21 protein-coding genes are annotated in these 17,473 nt (G+C 40.2%); 7 read left to right on the forward strand and 14 right to left on the reverse strand.

The window, feature by feature from the left end; all coding sequences use genetic code 11:
* Positions 1–2: 2 nt before the first annotated feature.
* The 6 genes from HCN54_RS05635 to HCN54_RS05660 form a co-directional block, all read right to left on the reverse strand.
* Positions 3–1,379, reverse strand: a complete 1,377-nt coding sequence (locus tag HCN54_RS05635; RefSeq protein WP_167596901.1) for an exonuclease domain-containing protein — start codon at positions 1,377–1,379, stop codon at positions 3–5.
* A 32-nt stretch (positions 1,380–1,411) separates the two neighbouring features.
* On the reverse strand, positions 1,412–2,071 hold the full coding sequence (locus tag HCN54_RS05640; RefSeq protein WP_167596902.1) for a YggS family pyridoxal phosphate-dependent enzyme: 660 nt from the start codon (positions 2,069–2,071) through the stop codon (positions 1,412–1,414).
* Between the two features lie 57 nt (positions 2,072–2,128).
* A complete protein-coding gene (locus tag HCN54_RS05645) occupies positions 2,129–3,361 on the reverse strand; it encodes a DUF1015 domain-containing protein (RefSeq protein ID WP_167596903.1) in 1,233 nt (410 codons plus the stop codon).
* 39 nt (positions 3,362–3,400) lie between these two features.
* Positions 3,401–3,811, reverse strand: a complete 411-nt coding sequence (locus HCN54_RS05650) for a hypothetical protein (RefSeq protein WP_167596904.1) — start codon at positions 3,809–3,811, stop codon at positions 3,401–3,403.
* A gap of 63 nt (positions 3,812–3,874) precedes the next feature.
* Entirely contained in the window at positions 3,875–4,762 is an 888-nt protein-coding gene (locus tag HCN54_RS05655; RefSeq protein ID WP_167596905.1) for a 3-hydroxyacyl-CoA dehydrogenase family protein, read from the reverse strand.
* 138 nt (positions 4,763–4,900) lie between these two features.
* Complete coding sequence (locus HCN54_RS05660; protein WP_072982349.1) at positions 4,901–5,731, reverse strand: S-adenosyl-l-methionine hydroxide adenosyltransferase family protein; 831 nt, start codon at positions 5,729–5,731, stop codon at positions 4,901–4,903.
* A gap of 110 nt (positions 5,732–5,841) precedes the next feature.
* On the opposite strand from HCN54_RS05660, the gene HCN54_RS05665 reads away from it, so the two are divergent.
* The 3 genes from HCN54_RS05665 (at position 5,842) to HCN54_RS05675 (ending at position 9,366) form a co-directional block, all read left to right on the forward strand.
* Complete coding sequence (locus HCN54_RS05665) at positions 5,842–6,795, forward strand: PhoH family protein (protein WP_072982347.1); 954 nt, start codon at positions 5,842–5,844, stop codon at positions 6,793–6,795.
* Positions 6,796–6,811: 16 nt separating this feature from the next.
* Complete coding sequence (locus HCN54_RS05670; RefSeq protein ID WP_167596906.1) at positions 6,812–7,765, forward strand: phosphoribosylaminoimidazolesuccinocarboxamide synthase; 954 nt, start codon at positions 6,812–6,814, stop codon at positions 7,763–7,765.
* 233 nt (positions 7,766–7,998) lie between these two features.
* On the forward strand, positions 7,999–9,366 hold the full coding sequence (locus HCN54_RS05675) for an alanine/glycine:cation symporter family protein (RefSeq protein WP_167596907.1): 1,368 nt from the start codon (positions 7,999–8,001) through the stop codon (positions 9,364–9,366).
* Between the two features lie 45 nt (positions 9,367–9,411).
* On the opposite strand, the gene HCN54_RS05680 is transcribed toward HCN54_RS05675, so the two are convergent.
* From HCN54_RS05680 to HCN54_RS17445, 3 genes are all read right to left on the reverse strand, one after another.
* On the reverse strand, positions 9,412–9,681 hold the full coding sequence (locus tag HCN54_RS05680; RefSeq protein ID WP_167596908.1) for a hypothetical protein: 270 nt from the start codon (positions 9,679–9,681) through the stop codon (positions 9,412–9,414).
* Positions 9,682–9,946: 265 nt separating this feature from the next.
* The gene (locus HCN54_RS05685; protein ID WP_205881701.1) at positions 9,947–10,753 is read right to left on the reverse strand and encodes an alpha/beta hydrolase; all 807 of its coding nucleotides are present in this window, start codon (positions 10,751–10,753) and stop codon (positions 9,947–9,949) included.
* A 9-nt stretch (positions 10,754–10,762) separates the two neighbouring features.
* Entirely contained in the window at positions 10,763–10,936 is a 174-nt protein-coding gene (locus tag HCN54_RS17445) for a hypothetical protein (RefSeq protein ID WP_205881702.1), read from the reverse strand.
* A gap of 291 nt (positions 10,937–11,227) precedes the next feature.
* Between HCN54_RS17445 and HCN54_RS05690 the strand changes: the two genes are divergently transcribed.
* The 4 genes from HCN54_RS05690 to HCN54_RS05705 all read left to right on the forward strand — a co-directional run bounded on the left by HCN54_RS05690 (position 11,228) and on the right by HCN54_RS05705 (position 13,323).
* Positions 11,228–12,202, forward strand: a complete 975-nt coding sequence (locus HCN54_RS05690; protein WP_167596909.1) for a helix-turn-helix domain-containing protein — start codon at positions 11,228–11,230, stop codon at positions 12,200–12,202.
* Positions 12,203–12,312: 110 nt separating this feature from the next.
* Positions 12,313–12,612 (forward strand): thioredoxin family protein, encoded by a 300-nt coding sequence (locus tag HCN54_RS05695; RefSeq protein ID WP_167596910.1) that lies wholly within the window; start codon positions 12,313–12,315, stop codon positions 12,610–12,612.
* Between the two features lie 4 nt (positions 12,613–12,616).
* On the forward strand, positions 12,617–12,934 hold the full coding sequence (gene trxA, locus HCN54_RS05700) for a thioredoxin (protein ID WP_167596911.1): 318 nt from the start codon (positions 12,617–12,619) through the stop codon (positions 12,932–12,934).
* A gap of 32 nt (positions 12,935–12,966) precedes the next feature.
* Entirely contained in the window at positions 12,967–13,323 is a 357-nt protein-coding gene (locus tag HCN54_RS05705; protein WP_167596912.1) for a carboxymuconolactone decarboxylase family protein, read from the forward strand.
* Positions 13,324–13,486: 163 nt separating this feature from the next.
* On the opposite strand, the gene HCN54_RS05710 is transcribed toward HCN54_RS05705, so the two are convergent.
* The 5 genes from HCN54_RS05710 to HCN54_RS05730 all read right to left on the reverse strand — a co-directional run bounded on the left by HCN54_RS05710 (position 13,487) and on the right by HCN54_RS05730 (position 17,424).
* Complete coding sequence (locus HCN54_RS05710; protein WP_167596913.1) at positions 13,487–13,945, reverse strand: RDD family protein; 459 nt, start codon at positions 13,943–13,945, stop codon at positions 13,487–13,489.
* A 37-nt stretch (positions 13,946–13,982) separates the two neighbouring features.
* Complete coding sequence (locus tag HCN54_RS05715; RefSeq protein WP_167596914.1) at positions 13,983–14,321, reverse strand: hypothetical protein; 339 nt, start codon at positions 14,319–14,321, stop codon at positions 13,983–13,985.
* Between the two features lie 39 nt (positions 14,322–14,360).
* Complete coding sequence (locus tag HCN54_RS05720; protein WP_167596915.1) at positions 14,361–15,461, reverse strand: toxin-antitoxin system YwqK family antitoxin; 1,101 nt, start codon at positions 15,459–15,461, stop codon at positions 14,361–14,363.
* Positions 15,462–15,668: 207 nt separating this feature from the next.
* Complete coding sequence (locus tag HCN54_RS05725) at positions 15,669–16,307, reverse strand: SLATT domain-containing protein (RefSeq protein ID WP_167596916.1); 639 nt, start codon at positions 16,305–16,307, stop codon at positions 15,669–15,671.
* A 178-nt stretch (positions 16,308–16,485) separates the two neighbouring features.
* Positions 16,486–17,424: a toll/interleukin-1 receptor domain-containing protein gene (locus tag HCN54_RS05730; protein ID WP_167596917.1), complete on the reverse strand. Its 939-nt coding sequence runs from the start codon at positions 17,422–17,424 to the stop codon at positions 16,486–16,488.
* Between the last annotated feature and the right edge of the window lie 49 nt (positions 17,425–17,473).

Below are 17,473 nucleotides of genomic sequence, written 5' to 3' on the forward strand. Positions count from 1 at the left end.
TCCTAATTTTCTAGTTCAGTCAGTTCCATAATTTTGATCACTTTTCGCGTACGCAAATAACTTTGAATTAAATGTCTGGCATCGCGGTTATCCTGCATCGGTGTGATGATGCGCTCTAAAATATCTAAGTTATTGATCTGAAAGTTCAAGTTATAAAAACCATAACCTTTAAATTTTCCTTCTTCAATTAAAATCACACTTCGCTCATCAACAGAACGCCCGCGATCAATGATTAAAAAGTTCTTATTTTCAAAACTATGCTTGCTGATAAACTCAGTAACTCTGGCATTATAATCTGCTGCCGATTCTTCTCCCACGCAGGCGCCATCACAGGCTTTAATGGTATAGTTAAAGCAATTGCTATCGGTAGTATGAAGCCCCATTTTGCTTTGGCACAAGTTATATTCCACAAGCATTTTTTCTAAATATTGCTTAGCAGAATGACTAGTGGCAAAAGTCGTGATGTGTTCTTTTCTGGGGTCTGCTTTTTCCAACCGAAGATTGATATACCCGGCTTCATCCCTGAATTGAACCAACTGACTTTTAAATTTTGTCCGCCGGAGCGCCCGGTTATGTTTGGGTTTTATGCTCTTGATCTCCTCATTCTCCTTAAGAAGCGCTACAAGTTCGCTACCGGTCTCCTCATAGCTAACGGCCTCAACTTCTTCTTGAATCTTTTTAGACTTGCGGTTATCGCTTGTAAAATGCTGATTCACCCGCTTTTTGATGTTGCGGCTCTTGCCGATATAAATAACCGAGCCATTTGCGTTATGCATATAATACACGCCGGTGCTGCTGGGCAGGTCTGCAATTATATCCCGAAGCTTTGTATCTATTTGCTTTTTGGGATTCAGTTTGATCGCTTCTTGTATAATGGTCTTTTTGCTGTCTTTTGCTAGCAGTAATTTGAACAACTTTACCGTAGCTAAAGCATCACCATTAGCCCGATGCCGATCGGTAATAGGGATGCCTAAGTTTCTTACGAGTTTACCTAAACTGTAACTTTCCTGCCCCGGAAGCAATTCTTGCGCAAGTTCTACCGTACATAAACTTTTACGCTGATAATCATATCCCAGTCGGTCAAACTCTAATTGTAAAATGCGGTAATCAAACTGCGCATTATGCGCTACAATGATACAATCTTGAGTGATCTCGATGATGCGTTTGGCCACCTCGTAAAACTTTGGGGCATTACGCAACATCGCATTATTAATACCTGTAAGCCCAACAACAAAAGCTTGTATAGGCCGCTCAGGATTTACCAGACTGATAAATTGATCAACTACTTTATGACCGTCGAATTTGTAGATAGCAACCTCGGTAACTCCTTCTTCATTGTATTTTCCTCCGGTAGTTTCTAGATCGAGAATTGCATACATAGGCCGTGTAGCGCTAGTTTTATAATTAGTATTTAGTTGTAGTTGCGGGCGCCAAAGATCGCGCTTCCCACACGTATCATAGTGCTGCCATGTTCAAGAGCAAGTTTGTAATCACCGCTCATTCCCATAGAAAGCACGCTAAAAGCATACTGCTCTTTAAAGGTATTGTAAATTTTCTCAAGTTGGGCAAATTCACGCTTAATCTGCACTTCATCGTCAACAAATGAGGCCATTCCCATCAGTCCTATAATATTGACGTTAGGATACTGGGCAGCCTTATTTTCTTCTAAAAACGCTTTGGCTTCTTCAGGCGGCATCCCAAACTTACTATCCTCTTCGGCAATTTTTACCTGAAGTAATACATCAATGACGCGTTCATTCTTTTTCGCTTCTTTATTGATCTCTTTAAAGAGTTTGAGTCGGTCTGCACTGTGAATCAAGTTGACGTAGGGCGCCATATACTTAACCTTATTGGTCTGTACGTGACCTATCATGTGCCATTGAATATCTTTAGGAAGCGCTTCCCACTTGTCGGTCATTTCCTGTATTTTGTTCTCACCAAAAATACGTTGACCGGCATCGTAAGCTTCTTGTAGATCCTCGTTAGGTTTGGTTTTAGAAACCGCTACGAGGGTGACTTCTTTCGGTAATTCAGATTTGAATTGTTTTAAGTTCTGCGTTATATCAGCCATAAATCACTGTGCTTTCACAATGACGTAAAGGTACATATTTGTAACGGGCTATGCTAGCTAGAGAAACTCATAAATCGTCACTCCGCTGCGCAGTTTAGGCTGAATAAAAGTAGATTTAGGAGGCATAGTAAGTCCTTCATCAGATATGTCTTTGATTTGTTGTACCGTAGCCGGAAACAAGCCAAAAGCGACAGCATATTTACCGCGATCTACTTTTTCTTTAGCGCCAAGCATGTCATTTTTACCCTTTCCGTAAGCTAAACGTGCATCTTGTCGCGGGTCTTGTATTTTTAAAATAGGGTTAAGTACCAGATCGTAAAGTATCTGAGCATCTAAACCTTCTAAAGCATCTTTAAAATTTCGATAGTGTTTGCGCAATTCTAAAGTGTAAAAGTCACCGTCGAGATACATGCTAAAGTGATGCACTTTTGAAGGCTGAATATATTCATCGCCACGATTTTCAATTTTAAAGATTGAATCCAATTTGATCAGGAACATATCTTTATCCATACCACAAAGATCGGTGATCATCCTGCTAAACGCGTGGATACGCAAGTGCGACTCGGGAATGATATACGTCATAAAATAGTTGTGTGCATCACCTGCTAAATCCGAAGCATTCAAGTCGTCTGCTAAGAGTGAAGACGAACTCGACCTATGATGTCCGTCTGCAATGTACAGTTCGGGCATATCGGCATAAATGGTCTTTATTTTTTCTATGAGATGTTCCTCGGTTACCGGCCACAGATAGTGTGTATCACGGTAGGTTGTGGTAAATTCATACTCCGCACGAGAACGCATAACTTCTTCAAAAATAGCGTTCAACGGAATATAATCAGGATGGGTGAGTAGCACCGCTTCGGCATTGAATCCTGTGGTTTTCAGGTATTCTTTAAAGACTTCTTCACGCGCTTTAATCGTGTTTTCGTGTCGCTTGATTTGATTGTTCTTATAATCAGCAACACTAGCAGCGCCGATGATCCCGGTAAAACTTTCAGCATCCCGATTTACGATCTTATACACATAAAACACCGGTTGTTCCTCTTTGATAAAAATACCTTCTTCCTTAAACTCCAGATACCGGTTGCGCACGAGTTGAAAGCGCTCTTGACCGCTCAATTCTTTGTGGTATTTATACCCGGGATTCACAATGTGCAAAAAAGAATACGGATTGTTGTCTAAACGGGCTTTACGCTCGGCTTTAGTATACGTGTCATAGGAGCGCGAGGCGATTAAACTCACTTTGTCTCGGGTAGGGCGTACGGCTCTAAAAGGAATGATCTTTGGCATTACAAAATATTTAGCTGAAAGGCTTTAGCTCAAAGTTCTTTATAATTTTAGTAAATACACAGCTTCGGCTTTTATTGAATAATGCTCTTCCCCTAAAAATATTAAAGTATCCCCTAAAGCCTTCTTCACTTCGTCATAATTACGCATATAAAAGTTGCAGCAACAAGCCACGCGTTTTCCGTTTTTGATAAGATGTATATACTTTTTAGAATAGTATTCCATTTCGGTAAAGCCGTCTAATTCTTCTAAATCGAAATGTAGCGCATAACCAATGCCGAAAAACGAACGCTTTTCGATTTGATTCTCAGACAGAATAAATACATCTGCACGTTTTCTGAATTCCGTTAGAAGAAAAAGCAAACAGAAAAAAAGCAAACCCAACATTCCATAATCACTGAAGGGGCTTAATGTTTGAAATTGCTCAATTAAAACCAATATACAGACTGCCATTAAATAAATAATGGTTACAAAACAAAACACGCCCAGCCAGGCTAATTTAGATTTTACCACAGATTATTGAAATTGAGTAGATACAGTCTCTGCTTTTCTACTTTCACTGTAATCATAAAAACCTTCACCTGATTTAACGCCGAGTTTTCCGGCTCTTACCATATTTACGAGTAACGGACAAGGCGCATACTTCGGATTTTTAAAACCTTCATACATTACCTCTAGAATAGACAAACACACATCCAGACCAATAAAATCTGCCAACTGCAAGGGCCCCATAGGGTGCGCCATTCCTAATTTCATCACCGTGTCGATCTCACGCACGCCGGCAACACCATTGTATAAGGTTTCAATGGCTTCGTTAAGCATCGGCATCAGGATACGGTTGGCCACAAAGCCCGGATAATCATTAACAGGAACAGGAGTTTTGCCCAACTGTTCGGCGAGTTTGGTCACAGTCGCTAAAGTTTCCGGCGAAGTATTGTACCCGCTAATGATCTCCACGAGTTTCATCACCGGCACCGGATTCATAAAATGCATCCCGATCACTTTATCAGCGCGTTTGGTGGCAGCAGCGATCTGTGTGATGGAAATCGAACTCGTGTTACTTGCCAAAATGGTATTGGGCTTGCACAGCTCTTCAAGCTTTTTAAAAATATCGAGTTTGATGTTTAGATTCTCGCTAGCAGCTTCAACGACCAGATCAGCTTTGGCAACACCTTCTTTAAGATCGGTAAGCAAAGCAATATTGAGCAGGGTTTCGTTTTTTTGCGCTTCGGTAAGCACTTCTTTAGCCACCTGACGATCCAGATTTTTGGTAACGTTGGCGATTCCGTTTTTCAGCGCCGTTTCAGAAATATCAATAAGGCTTACTTTAAAACCGTGTTGCGCAAACGTATGTGCAATGCCATTACCCATAGTTCCTGCACCAATAACTGCAATATTTTTCATGAATTCGTTGTATTGTGAGAATTCCGTTATTCTTATGGAATTCTTTGATTTATAATAAAATACTTAAAAAGGTTGCGATACTTAGCATCCCAACCCTCGTAAATTTACGAATTTTATAATTGAAGCTGTGCGTGTCTTTTACTCAAAAGTAATACTAACGGCATCGCGATAATCCAGTCCAAATAGGGTAGAGGCACTGCCCACTGTACTCGGATTGCTTTTGTAAATCGCGAGTTCGAGATAGCCCGACGAATTGAACAAGGCGATCTTTTTACCATCTTCTTCCCGTTTACTTTTTTCGATCTCAAAATTGATCGCATCGCTATAATGCTGGTGGATCTTTTTAAACATCGCACGCCGTGCCTGAATGGTAAACTTGCGGCCTTTACCAACATCTTCAAAAAGTCTTTTGGTGATATTGGTGATCACATTTCCGTAGTTATCAACATAGATCACATTCCCTATAATGCCTTTTTGATCGCTGTTGATCACCGGCATAATCCCGGTGATTTCTTTGATCTCTTTGATGGGTTTTCCAATCACACCCAACGTACCTCCACGGGCGATATGACACGCTACCTGAACAAAAACATCAAGCTCGGTAAAATTGGTTTTAATACGATCGTGAATGTTGATCTCGACGACTTCTTCAGGATTGATGGTCTTGGTGATCATAGACATAATCCCGTTGTTAGCACAAATAAAATACTGGCCTTCAAGCTTTACAGCAATATGCTTATTCTCGGGATTTTGCTCAGAGTCGATCCCGATGATATGGATGGTACCCGGAGGAAAGTTTTTATACGCGTTCTGAATGATGTACGCCGCTTCGGTGATATGAAAAGGCGATACATTGTGCGAGATATCAACAATTCTGGCATCAGCCATTTCGCTATAAATAGCCCCTTTAACCGCGCCGGCAAAATGATCTTTTAAGCCGAAATCTGTGGTTAATGTGAGTATAGGCATAGGTGGTATTGTTGATATTTTTAGGGAGGATAGTTACTAAATTTGGTTACATTTGTTAGAGCACAAAACTAAAGATAATTAACTAGTTTTTTTATAAAATTCTTCCGCTTTTGAACGAACTTATCATCGAACTTTCAGAGATCACACCAAGGGAATTCTTTGGTCAAAACAACGCCAATATAGAACTTCTTAAGAAGTACTTTCCTAAATTAAAACTGGTCGCCCGGGGTAATCATATTAAGGCCTATGGCGACGAAGATCTGCTGGAAGAGTTTGATAAACGCATCACGATGTTGCTGGAGCATTTTGCCAAATACAATAAGCTTGACGAAAATATGATCGAGCGGGTGCTTACCAGCGATAGCCGTGAAGATTATGAGACTTCTCCCCAAAGCGGTGAAATTCTCGTACACGGCGTTGGCGGAAAACTCATCAAAGCACAAACGGCAAACCAGCGTAAACTGGTAGATATGGCACGCAAGAACGATATGGTATTTGCCATTGGCCCAGCGGGAACCGGAAAAACCTATACCGGTGTAGCTCTTGCTGTAAAAGCCTTAAAAGAAAAACAAGTAAAGCGCATCATTCTTACCCGTCCTGCAGTAGAAGCAGGCGAGAATCTGGGCTTCTTACCGGGAGATCTCAAAGAAAAATTAGATCCGTATATGCAGCCGTTGTACGATGCGTTGCGTGATATGATTCCGCATGAGAAGTTAGAAAGCTTTATTGAGAAAGGCGTGATCCAGATCGCTCCTATGGCGTTTATGCGTGGGCGTACTTTAGACAATGCCTTTGTGATCCTTGATGAAGCGCAAAACACCACCCACGCCCAGATGAAGATGTTCTTAACCCGTATGGGGAAACACGCCAAATTCTTGATCACCGGTGACCCGGGACAGATAGACCTTCCGCGTCGCGTGATTAGCGGACTTAAAGAAGCGCTTTTGGTACTTAAAGATGTTGACGGAGTAGGGATGATCTATCTGGATGATAAAGATGTGATACGTCACCGTCTCGTGAAGAAAGTGATCGCTGCCTACAAAGCCATAGAAAACAGAGATTAAACCTAGAATACATACAATGTCAAATAAAACCATAACGGATACAAATTATACATTTCCGGGGCAAACTGATGTTTATAAGGGTAAAGTGCGCGAGGTGTACAGCCTTGACAACGACCTTTTGGTAATGATCGCTACCGACCGCTTGAGCGCGTTTGATGTGGTGATGCCTAAGGGAATCCCTTACAAAGGACAGATCCTCAATCAGATCGCGACTAAAATGATGCGCGATACCGAAGACCTGGTCCCTAACTGGCTGGCAGCGACGCCAGATCCTAATGTGGCGGTAGGGAAGAAGTGCGAACCCTTTAAAGTAGAGATGGTGATTCGTGGCTATATGAGCGGGCACGCGGCTCGAGAATATAAAGCCGGAAAGCGTATGCTGTGTGGTGTGCCGTTACCGGAAGGAATGAAGGAAAACGATAAGTTTCCGCAGCCTATCATTACTCCGGCGACCAAAGCTGAAATGGGCGATCACGATGAGGATATCTCTAAAGAAGATATTTTAAAACGCGGAATTGTTTCTGCGGAAGACTATGCGGTATTAGAAGATTATACCCATAAGCTTTTTCAGCGTGGGACGGAGATCGCTGCCGAGCGCGGACTTATCCTTGTCGACACCAAATATGAGTTTGGTAAAACTGCTGATGGGCAGATCGTACTCATTGATGAGATTCATACCCCAGATTCGTCACGCTACTTTTATGCAGACGGTTATGCGGAGCGTCAGGAAAAAGGCGAAGCGCAAAAGCAATTGTCTAAAGAGTTTGTACGCCAATGGCTTATCAGCAACGGTTTTCAGGGCTTAGAAGGGCAAACCTTACCTGAGATGACTGATGCGTACATTGAGACTGTTTCTGAGCGTTATATCGAGTTGTATGAGAATATCACCGGCGAAACTTTTGTAAAGGCAGACCTTTCGGATATTGACAAGCGTATTGAAACCAATGTGTTGAACTACTTGAACGCATAAGGTTGAGAGCAATCTAAATATTTACAAACCGAAAAGAGGTAGTACTCTTTTCGGTTTTTTTTGGTGCAATCAAATAGGAGTAACCTATCCCGATAGCTATCGGGATGCCTCGAAACTAGTATTTGTTTTTAACGCGTTCCTGAACGTTTTGTCGTGAGGTAGCTCATTGGCACCGTCAAATCGGAGTAATTTGCTGAGCCTTTCCTATTTTTAACGAAACAATCTAAACGTGTATGGACGTATTGAATCAATGGATCGCTGAAGCTGCCTCATTTGTATGGGGTTTGCCGCTTTTATTTTTATTAATTGGCGGCGGACTGTTTTTGTTAGTGTATTCGCGATTTCTTCCCTTCAAATACTTTGGGCACGCCATTCAGGTGTTGCGCGGCAAGTATGATAATCCTGACGATCCCGGGGAGATCAGTCACTTTCAGGCGTTGATGACGGCCTTGTCATCTACCGTGGGGATGGGCAATATTGCCGGTGTTGCTGTTGCTATTGCGGTAGGTGGTCCCGGTGCGGTGTTCTGGATGTGGATCAGCGCTCTAGTAGGGATGAGCACCAAATTCTTTACTTGTACCTTGGCTATTTTGTTCCGTGGGAAAGATGACTCTGGAACCCTGCAAGGCGGACCCATGTATTTTATTACCGAAGGTCTGGGCAAAGCCTGGAAACCGCTTGCGGTATTTTTCAGTATTGCCGGACTTGTGGGCGCTTTGCCGGTGTTTAACGTAAACCAACTCACGCAAGCCGTCAATGATATTTTACTGGTGCCTAATGGAATTGAAAAAGGCTTTGCTACTGATCTGAGCATCGGTATTGTACTGGCAGTCATAACCGGGATTGTGATCCTGGGCGGACTCAATCGCATCAGTAAAACGGCGAGTAAAATGGTGCCTGCGATGGTGGTCCTGTATTTTGTTGCGGTGCTGGCAATTCTATTTATAAATGCCGCTGAGGTACCGCGCTACCTGCAGCTTATTTTTACCGATGCGTTTGCAGCGAACAATTACACTGGTGATCCTATGTTTGGCGGAATGTTAGGCGCTTTGATCGTTTTGGGTATTCGGCGCGGTGCATTTTCTAATGAAGCGGGTATTGGTACCGCACCTATGGCACACGGCGCCGCAAAGACGGAAGAACCCATTCGTGAAGGACTTGTGGCGATGCTGGGTCCGTTTATAGATACCGTGATCGTGTGTACCCTGACAGCCTTGTGCATTTTGGTGACCGGGGTTTGGCAAACCAGTGAAGCCAATGGGGTAACCCTTACTGCTAAAGCCTTTAGCGACAGTATTCCCGGCTACGGACCCTATGTGTTATTGGTATGTATTGCGGTGTTCAGTATCAGTTCGTTATTTAGTTATTCATACTACGGCTCTAAATGTTTGGCCTTTATCTTCGGAACGCGCCACAAACACTGGTACAATTATTTTTACATCGCCAGTATTTTAATCGGTGCCACCACTTCGCTAGATCTAATGATCAACCTGATCGATACTTTTTTTGCATTAATGGCGATCCCAACGATGTTGGCCACGCTTATCCTCGCTCCTAAAGTGATGCAGCGGGCACGAGTGTATTTTAATAGCTTGAACTAAGCTTAGAAGGGGAATGCGACGTCATTATGTACTATTCTTGAGTCTCTAATCAAAGTAGTATATACTGAAACAGGCAAACACTAGTACAAGCGCAAAGTAAAATAAGAATCCAAAAATTCTCATCTCATTTGCTTGTTTGATTTTTCGATCAAAACCGTACTCTTTGAAGCGTTCCATTTCCGACTCATTATGATTGGTATTTTGTAATTTATTCCATTTAGCAAATCCGCTAGGGATAAAGAAAAACCAAGCAGCTTCGGAATTACTTAGTGCAGCATTTTTACGTTTTTCGGTATTTTTCTGTTCAAGACTCATGTACTAAAGGAACCAAAGATTTTGATAACCGAGGTAATTTATTTCTATTTTGGATGATTAAATATACGAGAACTTTCAAGATCATTTGGTAGGACTGTATTTTTACTAGTTTTAGTAAAACTTGAAAGAGGTACGCGATGCAATCGCGCACCAACACTAAATTAGAGCGCCATACCATCGCTCACCAACTTATGGTTTCGATTTATATACTAAATACGCTTCTTAAAAGTCTTTGTGTAAAAAGGTTGAGAGGTTTAGGACTTTTCTAGATCTTTTCTTCCAACAAAAGTTCCCTAATCTGCGTCAGCACTTCCTCATTTTTGATGATATTCAAATGATTGGCGTTAGGGATGCATTGCACCTCAGTAAATGCAGCGGCAGGTTGAAAGACTTCCTGAAAACGCTCCGGGTAGAAGCTTTCATCAGCATTACCTACGAGAAGCAGAGTTGGCGTTTTCAGTTTTATGATATCGTGTTTGTAATGAGTAGGTGCAAAGTTCACCGCCATTCGGTAGGAGTAGGAAGCTGCTTGTAAAGGATCTTCGTAAGCTTTTGGCCGATTGAAAAAGAGCACAGGTTTATCGTTGTATGCCGTAACTCCGATGCCATTAAGCATCGCCAGACCCACCCAACGTTTTACGCCTACACTTACCCAGCCACCGCTGTTGGCTTTTACCGTAGGAGCATCGTGCCCCAAGTAGGGAGCAAGTAAGATAGCTTGATCCACTTGAGGGTGTTTTGCGCTTGCAAGATACCGTAAGACCAGACCACCACCGGAAGAGTGCCCTGCGAGCACAATTTTCTCAGCTTGCAGTTCTTGCTGCGCATAGGTGATGAGGTCTTCCAGATCTTCTTCGAGTTGACCTATATGATTAATATCAGAGTGTTGTTGTAGATTACGGCCGTGGCCTCTAAGGTCAGGCGTAAGTACCGTGGCTAGATCTTCTTGTGCAAGCCTGCCGGCTAAGCTTTTCAAATACCTGCTTTCAGAACCACTGCCGTGTAGTAAAAGCAGCACCGTTTTAGAATTTGCAGCATAGCGTCGGCTGAACAAGGCAGCACCATCACGCATGCTAATCCATTATTCCTGATGCGAATAGGTCTTTACCGCTACGGTATCTATAGAAGTATAATCGTAATTCTTGGCGGGTACTTTTTGCGGAATAGGCCAGTTGATCAATACCACTACCGCGATCAGATACAAACAAACATTAACTCCTAAAAATACGAGTATACGCTTTACTATTTTCTTCATTCTTTCCTGTTTTAGAAGTGACGAAGCTAGCACGCGAACCCTGCTCCAGGGAATAAAAGATCCTCAATTGTACAGTGGTTATGCTGAACCGTGTTTTTTAGCGCTTCAGAAGGATTTTACATAATGCTAGCTTTAATCGTTTCGCACGATGGTTCCGCCTTTCATTACAAAGTGTACGCTTTTGAGATTTTTGATATCTTCAGGAAGCTTACAAGAGCTAGACTAGTGGAATAGAAAATTTTATAACACTTAAAACAGTTTTACCTTTGCATTTGCTAAGCTTTGATTCTGATGAATACATTAAAACCGCAAGAAATAGTTCATCTTGAAACCTTAAAGGATTTCAGAAGGCATTATTTACCTTTTGATAAACGGGTATATTGTGAAGGAATTCATTCTTCAGAAACAGAACAGTCAACGGGCTTTTTTGAGATCACACGGTTAGAGCAAATGGCGCTTAAGGAAACAGGGGCTTCCGGAATATTAGAACGCCGCAAGTTCTACTCGGTGATCGTGCTTACACACGGCGAACTTTGCGCGCAAATAGGGGAACACACCTATGACATAAAATTCCACAGTCTTTATTTTGTGGCGGCAAATCAATTACACGGAATTCAAAAGTGCTCCCAAGATGCTAAGGGTTATCATCTCATTTTTGACGAAGAATATTATTTGCTGTGCTTGCGCAACCAGATCAAGTTGAGCAATTTTATATTTTTTATGACAACCAAGAGTCCCATAATGTCATTAAACAAAGGGGCGTGTACAACCATTTTACCGCTTATTGAAAAGATGGAATTAGACTATTGCAGGCGCAGTACGTTTAAAGATGATCTACTGGTAAAACTCTATCTCAATGTATTCTTGGTTGAGGTTGAGCGGCTGTATGAGTTTAAGCAGGATCAAGAGACCAAGCCGCAATCTAAAGCGGCGCTATTGGTAGCTCAATTTCAAAATCTGGTAAAACAACACTATTTAAAAGTCCGCCAAGTATCAGATTATGCCGGTACGCTTTATGTCACTCCGCATTATTTAAACGATGCTATGCGGGAGCAGACGGGGCATAGTGCCAGCGCGTTTATCAATGCACAGCTAAGTACTGCCGCTAAAGCGCTCATTATTCAAACCGATTTAAGCTTTGCAGAAATCGCTGCCCAACTGTTGTTCTCTAATCCCAGTTACTTTGGCAGGTTCTTCAAGAAACAAACGGGTTTTACCCCGTTGCAATACCGTAAGCGATACCTAAACGATCAGTTGCTTTCTTAGGCTAATCTAATTTAATTCGTTTTTAAACGTATCAGTATTCCCACGATTTGTGTCATATTTTGAGCCTACCGGCGTGGTAGTTTTGGCTTGTAAAACAAAATCAAAATAAGATGACACCTGCAACACTACTAGCAAGTACCACTCCGGTACTGCTTCATTTTTACAAGGAAGGCTGCGCCGCAAGCCGATTGATGTCTCGCAGCTTACAACAATTGAATGCAGAAGAAGACCTTCGGTATCAATTGCTCAAAGTGAATTATACCGAAGAAGAAGCTTTTGCAAAAGCCTTTGAGGTGAGCGATGCTCCGGAAACTTTACTTGTGATGAATGGAGCGGTAGTTTATCGGCAGTTTGGTATTGTTAAAGCCGATGTGCTTCAAGAACAAATAGACATTCATTTAAACTCCTAAAACTATGTCGTATACAGATCGTTTTAAAGACCAAGAAAAACCAACCCTACTTCAGTTTTATGCCGACTGGTGTCCACCGTGTCGTATGCTGAGCCCAATTGTACAAGAACTTTCAGAAGAATTTGAATCACAATTGCACGTAGAGCAAATAAATGTGGATAATCATCAGGATATTGCTGCTGAGTTTGGCGTACGCAGCGTACCGGTGATGTTTCTTTTAAAAGAAGATAACATTGTTTGGGAGCACGTGGGCTATATGCCAAAAGCACAATTAACGCAAGAATTAGAACAGGCTACAGACCTTCAACTAACCCAATCTTAACCCCTTAAATAATTATAAAAAGCAATTAGATTATGAGTATCAAATTAGATTATAACAAAGGTTTAGCTCAATTAAATGAGGTTTATCCTCACTTGATCAACAATGCACCAGATGTTTTTAAAGCCTTTGCATGTTTGCAAAAAGCAAGTTTAAAAGATAGTGCCCTTGATAGAAAAACCAAAGAGCTTATCGCGTCTGCACTGGCCATAGCTGCACGTTGCGAAGGTTGTATTACCGTTCACGTTAACGACTGTGTGAAATTAGGGTGTACGCTTGAAGAATTTTCAGAAATGGTAGGTGTGGCTATCCTAATGGGAGGCGGACCTTCTCACTTTTACGCAGCAAAGGCCTTACAAGCTTTTGAAACCTTTAAAAAAGCACAAGAATAGTTTCACCCCTAAATACTTGTTGTTTTTAGTGGCTCCCAGAGGAGCTTAGCACAGGAGTCTTGTTTAAAGCAGGACGCTATTAAAAAAGAGGATAGCTTTTGGCGATCCTCTTTTTGACTTTACAATACGTTTATTTCACTAGGTACGTATATCTTAATACGTATCATTCACTAATCCTAGCAGGCTTTTCCAGCGAACTCATTTTAACCACAATAGTTTTGGCCCAAAGATCTCCAAAGCGTTGACATTTTTCAGTTCGTTTAATTAAGAGGATCGCAGGCAATCCTAAAAAAGACATATCAACCAGGTCTAAGAAATGCCTTTTAAAGGACTCTGAAAAGCTAAGCTTGCGATTACGACCATTTTGAGGAAGAACTTTTAAACCTACAATGGAGTTGCCTAAAGTGCCGCCCAATCCACTTTCTAAGCCAACGGTCATCAACAACCAAAACGCTATAGGAATAAGCATAGGAAGCCCCGTGATGCTATAGCCACCCAGAGGCGTAGGTGTACCAAAACTCATCAAAAATACATAGATAAACGTGTAGATTAGGCCATAATCAATAAGCGCTGCCAGAATACGTCTAACAATATGAGGTTGGTGATTAAATTTTTGCTGCATTATTTGAATATTAGTTTATATCGCCAAATAGCGGTTTTTAAAACCTTGTCTCCGTAGCTTCCCCAGCACCCAATTCTTCAACACCCAATTGGGGGGGCTTACTTTCCCAGCTTCGTTTAAAATAGTAATACAATAAATACGTGCCGGCAATACCAAAAGGAAGCAGCATCAAACCGAATAAAAACTCATTGATAGTATCTACGGCGCCCGGCCAGATCAGCTCTATAAAGATACCCATCAAGAAACCTGAAACTACTGCACACGCATAATAGGTAACGATTCCCAGAATCGCATAGCCCCATTTGCTTTTACCGTGGGCTTCTGCGAGTTTATAATAGTATTTTCCGATCCAATAGAGTAGTAGTATTCCGAGCATAAGAAGAGTAATTTAAATGTTGTGGTAAGTTTTTTATTTTCAATAATCTTTTCTAGAACCTTCTATGACTTCTCCTTTTTCATCGTACTCCCAAGACCTTAATAATTTCCCTTGCTCATCCCAATCTTTATAAACGCCAGTATTTAAACCATTTTCTTTAAACAATTCCGAGCGTAATGTGCCATTCTTGTAGTAATATCTGATATGCTCTTTTTTTTGATCAGGAAAATACAAGTGCTCGTCATTTTTAATTCCGTTTTGGTAATAGGTAATGTTAGAAAGGAGTTCTCCCTGTTCATTAAATATACGTTGAATCCAGAGGCTTTGCTTAGCTAGTATGCTTTTGGCTTCTTCCATAACTACGTTGTTTAGGCCTGAATATATTTTTAAACTCATATAAGACGTGTCGATTTCGTGCCAAATGAGTGTGGTGTCAACAGGAATATTATTTTTAAACGTTTCAATTTTGGTCAGCTGCTCTTTATCAGAATACCATTTAAATTTTCCGGTTTTTGCGCCATTGCTATACTGTTGAATGCTTTGAAGCGTTTCATTAGGATAATATAACAACCGCTTACCGTTTAGCACACCATTTTCATAATGCTCTTCCACTTGTTTGTTCCCATTAGGATAATACACAATGTGCGCTCCTTCGTAGGTAGGTTTATTTATTTTTTTATCAAAAACCTGTTGTAATTTTTTCTTTAAAGTGGGCTGATTAGGGTACTTCAGATCCTCAAAGCCATTGGCTCGTTTGATTCTTTTTGAACGTGTACAATACCCTGTAATTAGCTTTTTTTTATGTTCATCATAATACCCGAAAATGATCCATTCTTCATCAGCACGTTCAACCAGATCGCAAGAGGTCCAACCCCCAAGGGATGGATGAGAACCTGAAACAAGAATCTCTTTTATTGGTGCACCTTTATAAAGTTCTAAAAGTTCAAAGTTCATTTGGTGAATAGGCCATTCTGAATCAATACCGGCTGCGGCTTCTACACCCTTAACCTTTACGTGAGCTATAAAGCGATATTCTTCTAGATCTTTTTTCGTTTGGAAGTCAGGTTCATAGGCGCATTCACACGCAAGCATTTTAGCCCAACAAATAATCAAAAAGGGAAGTGTTAGTTTTAGTTTCATGGATTTTTAGTATTGTGTAGCCGCTTCTTTTGAAAGCGCTAAAGCGATCTTATCTTTAAAAGCACTCTTAACCTCAATAGCAAGATCATCTGAAAAAAGTGCTGGTCCCCAAGTGCCCATAGTTTGTGTTTTGCTAGAAGTAATTATTTATTTTAGAGAGTTGGACTATGCGTTTTTATAGGATAAACTGTTGCAGTAGTGTTTATTTCATTTTACTAACCAATAAATTAAAATCGGTGGTAGAATTATTAAAACATGATATAAAAATTGTGTGCTCCAATAATATCTTAATCTGATAATTCCGAAATTCAGCAAGTTAAGTTTGAAATAGTCATTTTTAGTAGTTTGAAACACCAAAAAATCTATGTATTTGTGATTTTCATATTTTTTCAAAACATTTGAGTATTCAATTGATAATTCTTCCGAAAGTTTATTTATATCGTCCTGTTTCATTGAACTTGTTTTCAAATAACGCAGTTTATTATAAAGTTCACTTATTTCTAAAGCGCAATCGTGAAATTTTTCTGCTCGTAAACGATAATCATTTGAACCTTCCAATTGACTAAATACGAGTATTAAAATCGAAAGACTTGTTGAGATAAGAGCAAAATGTTTTGTTGAAATCAGTAATTCTGGTCCAATTTCAAATACACTTAAAAGTCCAAGAATTATTAAGTAAGCAGACAAAAAACCTAATGAATATGAAGAAAGTTTATTTATGGATTTAAGTCTATGACTAGCAACAAATCTAGCTCCTTTTGTTGTCCAAAATTTAAAATTCAGTTCAACACTAAAATCTTTATCCAAATATTGTTGTCCTGAAGTCGTTTCTAATTCTTCGCTCATTTAATAATTATGGTTTTTGTTGGTTTATTTTACGGGCAACTGTTTTGGCTATGATTTCATTGCGGAAAACATCCGCAGGACTTTTCCGCCAGACTTAAATATAGTAAAGTTGCCCAAATAAACTGAGAGGATTATTGAAGCAATAAATTTGAGACGCTGTTATAACTGTTTTTTGTTATTAAAATGGTAAATCATCATAATCCTCTTCATTCTCTTTTTCGAAAGATTTTAAACTCAAACCTTCAAGTTCGTATTGCCAAGCTATTTTATTAAATGGGTTTAAAAATCTTGTTTCTTTTAGATTCTCGTTATCCACTATTTTATCTTGTAAATATTCCACTTTTTCTTTGGGCAAATCTTTAATCTTTTCTAACGCATTAAGTCTTTCTATCGCCTGATTTGAAGTGTTTGAAAGTAAAATTAATTCAACCAGAGTATTTAAATATTTAGTTTTTGTCTTAATGTTGGTTGATATTATCTCAAAAATTCCTTCGGCAACTTGTCCAACATTCTTACCCACAGCTTGAAATCCCTGAAATTTCCCAATAAATCCATAAGGATCAAGTTCTTTTCGAATTGGAATGATTAAAACATTTCTTCCAATTGCAACTCCAACTTCTTGGTCAGTCCAATTACTATCCTTAAATCCAGGCATAAGAACTGCACAAAGTGCATCCATCGAGAATAATCCCTTTTCGATTTCGTCTTGCCATTCTTTTGTCGGCTCGATGTCTTCGTGAGCAACAAAAGAAGAAATCCCATATTTCTCCAGTTCTTTCTTTAGAATTCCAATTGTTTTTTTAAAACTAGCTAGATGACTAATAAAGAGTTTAAAATGTCCGGGTTTCCAAAATGTAGCTTCATTTTCTTTTATAATTGGAATTTGGGAGACAGCTGGATGTTCAAGACCTAATTCCGATGCCATTTCTAATATAATCTCATCTTTTACTTTAGGTAGAACTTCTTGAACATAAACATATTTGCTGTTGTATGTTGGTTGGTGATTAGTTGGAATTCCATAACTTTCAAAATAGCCATCAATTTCTACAAACTTCATTCGGTCTTGAAGTTCTCTTCCAATCAAATTGATAATTTCTATCTTTTGTAATTTTTTCATCAAATGTGCTTCAACTTTTTCGGCTATGAGTAGTTGCGTTGGTTAGCAA

This window comes from Leeuwenhoekiella sp. ZYFB001 (assembly GCF_011784865.1).
GTDB lineage: Bacteria > Bacteroidota > Bacteroidia > Flavobacteriales > Flavobacteriaceae > Leeuwenhoekiella > Leeuwenhoekiella palythoae.